This is a genomic window from Chitinophaga sp. (genome assembly GCF_036569125.1).
GTDB lineage: Bacteria > Bacteroidota > Bacteroidia > Chitinophagales > Chitinophagaceae > Chitinophaga.
The window spans coordinates 1-4,348 of sequence record NZ_DATCRF010000098.1 but is presented as its reverse complement, the minus strand read 5'-3'; the positions used below and the strand labels follow the sequence as shown (position 1 = coordinate 4,348).

Here is a 4,348-nt window from a genome sequence, read left to right as displayed (position 1 = left end):
CACAGCAGCTGCACGCCGGCTTTAACCCTAAAGAATATGAGCAGCTGCTGCGTGTAACCGCCTTTCAGGCAGATACGCCCTGGACAAAGGTAGTGGTGCCCTACCCGGAGAACTGTAACCTCGTATACCGGTCGCCGGTAGCGGGAATGGAAAACCGCTGGGACCTCTGGCTCTGGAACAACCAGGTAGCTATTATCAGCATACGCGGCACCACCGGTACCGCTACCTCCTGGCTGGAGAATTTTTATGCCGGGATGATCCCCGCCACCGGTACCCTTCACCTGAATGACAGTACCAATTTTCACTATAAGCTGGCGCAGGACAGCAGCGCTTATGTACATGCCGGCTGGACGCTGGGCATGGCCTCCATGGCCCCGGACATTGTAAGTAAAATAAAGGCATACTATCAGAAAGGTATACACGAATTTATTATCATGGGCCATAGCCAGGGCGGCGCCATTGCCTTTCTGCTCCGCTCCTACCTGCAATACCTGGATGATCCTGCTTTCCCGAAGGACATTGTATTGAAAACCTATTGCAGTGCAGCACCCAAGCCCGGTAACCTGCGTTATGCATACGACTATGATTTTATAACCCGCGATGGCTGGGGTTTTCGCGTAGTGAACCCGCGGGACTGGGTGCCGGAAACACCTTTTTCCCTGCAAACCACTAATGATTATACCGCGGTGAATCCTTTCCGGGATGTTAAAAAGGCGCTGCGCAAACAAAAGTTCTTCATTCGCCTGGCAGTAGGTTATATGTACGGCCGCCTTGACCGGTCTACCAAAAGGGCCAGCCGCCGCATGCAGCGCATCCTGGGTAAGATGGCCTATAAGCAGGCCGGCAAAACGGTGAAGGGATATGAGCGCCCGGATTTTGTGAACAGCCACAACTACACGCCTGCAGGCTCGCCCGTGATCTTATACCCGCAGCCGGGCTATGATGAAAAATTTCCTTTTGACGGGAAGAATGTATTCCTGCATCACATGTTTGCACCGTATGTGTTCCTGTTAAAACAGAACTATAAGCTGGATTAAAAAAAGAATGATCAACCACCAGTTTTAACACCGGTAATTGATCATCCATAAACAAAACAAACAATCAATCCGCCTTAAAGTTATCTGCTGCCGCCTATTCTGCCGCCACCGCCACCAGGACGGCCTCCGCCACGGTTCTTCTTCATTGTTTCCAGCGCATCCGTGTACTTCTTGTACTGATCATCGCTCAGGAAACCTTTCACTTTAGTGTCCCGGTCATCAGCCAGCTTTTTAAAAGCTTCCCGGTCAGGGCGGCCGCCGCCGGCACGGGCATCTTCACGCAGCTTATCCATGCCTTTGTAAAATTCAGTGTAAGCATCGCCTAATTTCGTTTTCTGATCATCCTTGAGGGACAGCTCAGGCGATAATTTGTCAACGGTTTGCTTCACTCTTTCCTCCACAGTACGCCGTTGGAAATTACCCTGTGCGTTGGTGGTTACATAGCCGGCAAATAAAAAGGCCAGCATCAACAGAATCCTGTTCTTCATAATGGTACGATTTATATTGTATAAAAATGACGTGTTCTAATGGCTACAGCAGAGGGATACAGGCTAACGGTTAGGGCTGCGCTGCGGATGCAGGTTATCGCGCCGGAAAGGCGCCGACATCCGGTAAATGACCTGGTGCACCAGGGTATCAAAACCCGGCCGCTGGGCGGGGTCGCACAGGTTGCGCACCTGCTGAAAATGATGGAACGTTTGCAGGTCTATGGCTTGTTGCTTTTGCCCGATGATCATGGCTGCATTCTTCAGCACGGAATCCGGCACATCCGGCACATACAGCAGGCGGTAAAAGCTGTCTTTGGCATTCCGCATATCCGCCAGCAGGGGCTTCATTTTTACCCAGTGCTGATCGCGCAGCTGCTGGTAGGCGCTTAGCTGCTGCTTTGAAAACCCTGCTTTTTTCTCCAGGATCTCCATCATTCCCTGCCGGCCCTTACCATCGCGCCCAAAGCGGTTACCCGGTGGTTTCATGTTCACGAAGAACAGCAGCATGCCAAGGTTCGTTAACAATAAAACCCCCACTATGATCAGTAATATTTTATTTTTCGCAATCGCCATTTGTTATTGTTTATTGTTAACCATTCTACTCCACCTTATCATCATCATACACCGTGGGTACCTGCAGCCGGTACTCATCTGCAAACGCCTGCAGGGCAGCCTGGTCCGTACCGGACACCGACCTCTCAAACTGGCGTATCACGATAATACTGTTCAGCAGCAGTATAATACAAAGGCCTATGATGGCAATGGAAGGCCGGGCTATCCAACCCGTGGCGCGCTCCCAGGCGCTGCTGCCCTTTTGCTGCAGCCGTGCCTGTAAGCGGGTGAAGAAGAATTCACCTGCCCCGGCCCTGCCGGCGCCATCCAGACTACGCAGGGTAGCGTCTGTTTCTTCCTGATGATGTTCCTTTTTCACGGTTATGTTTCTATTTAATTAGACGATCATTTTTCAAAAAACCTTCGCTATTCACCGGAATAATATTTTTCCAATAGTTTACGCAGGTTCGTTTTTGCGCGGTGCATTAACCCTTCAACGGTAGCCGCGTTCATATCCATTACTTCGCCGATCTCCTTTGCAGGCAGGCCTTCCAGCTTGCTAAGCACAAACACGGCCTTTTGCCGGTCCGGCAGCCGGTCCAGGGCTTTGAATAACACCGCTGCCCTTTCTTTATTATCCAGCTGCACACCGGGGTGGTGAAAATCCGGCGCTGCATTATGAATGCTTTCATCTTTATCACCAAACAGGCTATACACCCTGCCCCAGCGTTTTTTACGGTTCCTCTTTTTCACATGATCCAGCGCTTTGGTCACCGCAATACGATACAGCCAGGTAGAAAGCTTTGCATCTCCCCTGAATGAACCGATGGATTGATAGACCTGTACAAATACTTCCTGCGCTACATCTTCCGCATCAGCCTCGTGCTGCACAATACCCAGCACAGTGTTGTAAACCATATCCTTCCAGGTCTCCACCAATTGCCTGAAAGCAGCCTGCTCACCTTTTTTAAGCGCTTCCGTTAAATACTGATCCGTGAACCTGTCCAAATTGCTCAATTGATGATAGATAATTCTTTAGGCCTTAAGGCATGCCAGGTCCGCCCCTGCCGGGATCCATACCAGGTGCACCACCAGGTGCGCCGCCGGGCGGGCGCCCGAACATGCCATCCGGACGGCGCATCATATTACGCTCACGCTCCGGCTCTTCAGCCGGGGCTTTGCTGCCTTTGTAATTTTTTATCTTATAAGTAAATGTAAGCATAAAGTACTGTTTCAATACCTGCGACTGCACATCCTCCACATACGTTTCCGTGGGCGTGCGGGTAATGCTGCGGTTCTGGTTCAGCAGGTCAAAAATGGTTACGCGCAGCTCGGCCCGTTGTGCTTTCATGAACTTTTTACCCGCACCAATATTCCATAACCAGTATTGCTGGTTAAAGCCGTCCGTTAACCCGCTGTACAGCTGGTTATTCAGATCACTGTTAAATACCCAGCCGTTCTTTGACAACAGATTCAGCCGGAACGAAGCGGTATGGGAAAAATAGGTATTGTTCAGCGTAGGCTGTATGCTGTTCCTGAGGTCATTGAAGTTAGCGGAGTATGCCAGCGTAAAATCCACGTACTCGCTGATGTTGCTGGAAAATACCGCACCCAGGTTATAGTTATAGCTGTTGGAAAGATTGGTAACGTTATTTATAATACCCGGTGTGCGGGTATAAGTGAAACCTGCATTCCAGTTCAGGTTTGTTTTAATAGCCTGTACAGGCACCCCAAAGGTTAAGAAAGAGCGCACGCTCCAGTAGCCATTCATATTCACAGGTTTGGCCAGCTGGGAGCCCTTGAACAGTGTAACCGTTGGCGTTATTACAGAATCCTTAGTGGCAATGTAAGTAGCATTGGTTACATAGTCCTGCGTATTCTGTAAGAATATGTTGGCAAAAAGGCTGAGGCCCTTGTCCGGCCGGGTGTAGCTGTAGCGGGTTATCAGCTGGTTGCTGTACTGCTGCTGCAAGCCTTCATTACCGGTGGAAATAAACAGCGGGTTGCTGTTATTGATCACATTCTGCAGCTGCCCAATGGAAGGCTGGCTGGTAGATGACCTGAACATAACACGCAGTGAATGGTTGTCATCAAACTTATAGCGCAGCATGGCATTGGGCAGCAGGTTGCTGAATGTTCTATGTACATTGGTATTTAAGGGAAAGGTTTGATCGCTGTTCAATTCTGAATACTGGTAAGATACCCCTAAGGACAACATCTTATCCCGGTTGCCATAACGGTAGGTTAAGCCTGCATTCTGTGTGTTATAGG

The 4,348-nt window shown here is 50.0% G+C and carries 6 protein-coding genes; 1 reads left to right on the top strand and 5 read right to left on the bottom strand.

Translation table 11 applies throughout. The features are described 5' to 3' along the window. A partial coding sequence (locus VIM87_RS03485) for a lipase family protein (RefSeq protein WP_331995623.1) occupies positions 1 to 1,037 on the top strand: 1,037 nt, incomplete at its 5' end. Between the two features lie 80 nt (positions 1,038 to 1,117). Here the strand turns inward: VIM87_RS03485 and VIM87_RS03480 are convergent. From VIM87_RS03480 to VIM87_RS03460, 5 genes are all read right to left on the bottom strand, one after another. Further along, on the bottom strand, positions 1,118 to 1,525 hold the full coding sequence (locus VIM87_RS03480; RefSeq protein WP_331995622.1) for a hypothetical protein: 408 nt from the start codon (positions 1,523 to 1,525) through the stop codon (positions 1,118 to 1,120). A 63-nt stretch (positions 1,526 to 1,588) separates the two neighbouring features. Further along, a complete protein-coding gene (locus VIM87_RS03475; protein WP_331995621.1) occupies positions 1,589 to 2,098 on the bottom strand; it encodes a periplasmic heavy metal sensor in 510 nt (169 codons plus the stop codon). A gap of 25 nt (positions 2,099 to 2,123) precedes the next feature. Then, on the bottom strand, positions 2,124 to 2,456 hold the full coding sequence (locus tag VIM87_RS03470) for a hypothetical protein (protein WP_331995620.1): 333 nt from the start codon (positions 2,454 to 2,456) through the stop codon (positions 2,124 to 2,126). A 47-nt stretch (positions 2,457 to 2,503) separates the two neighbouring features. After that, positions 2,504 to 3,085 carry an RNA polymerase sigma factor gene (locus VIM87_RS03465; RefSeq protein WP_331995619.1) on the bottom strand — a complete coding sequence of 194 codons (582 nt, stop codon included), beginning with the start codon at positions 3,083 to 3,085 and terminating at the stop codon, positions 2,504 to 2,506. Between the two features lie 34 nt (positions 3,086 to 3,119). Further along, on the bottom strand, positions 3,120 to 4,348 hold a 1,229-nt coding region (locus VIM87_RS03460; protein ID WP_331995618.1), incomplete at its 5' end, for a TonB-dependent receptor domain-containing protein.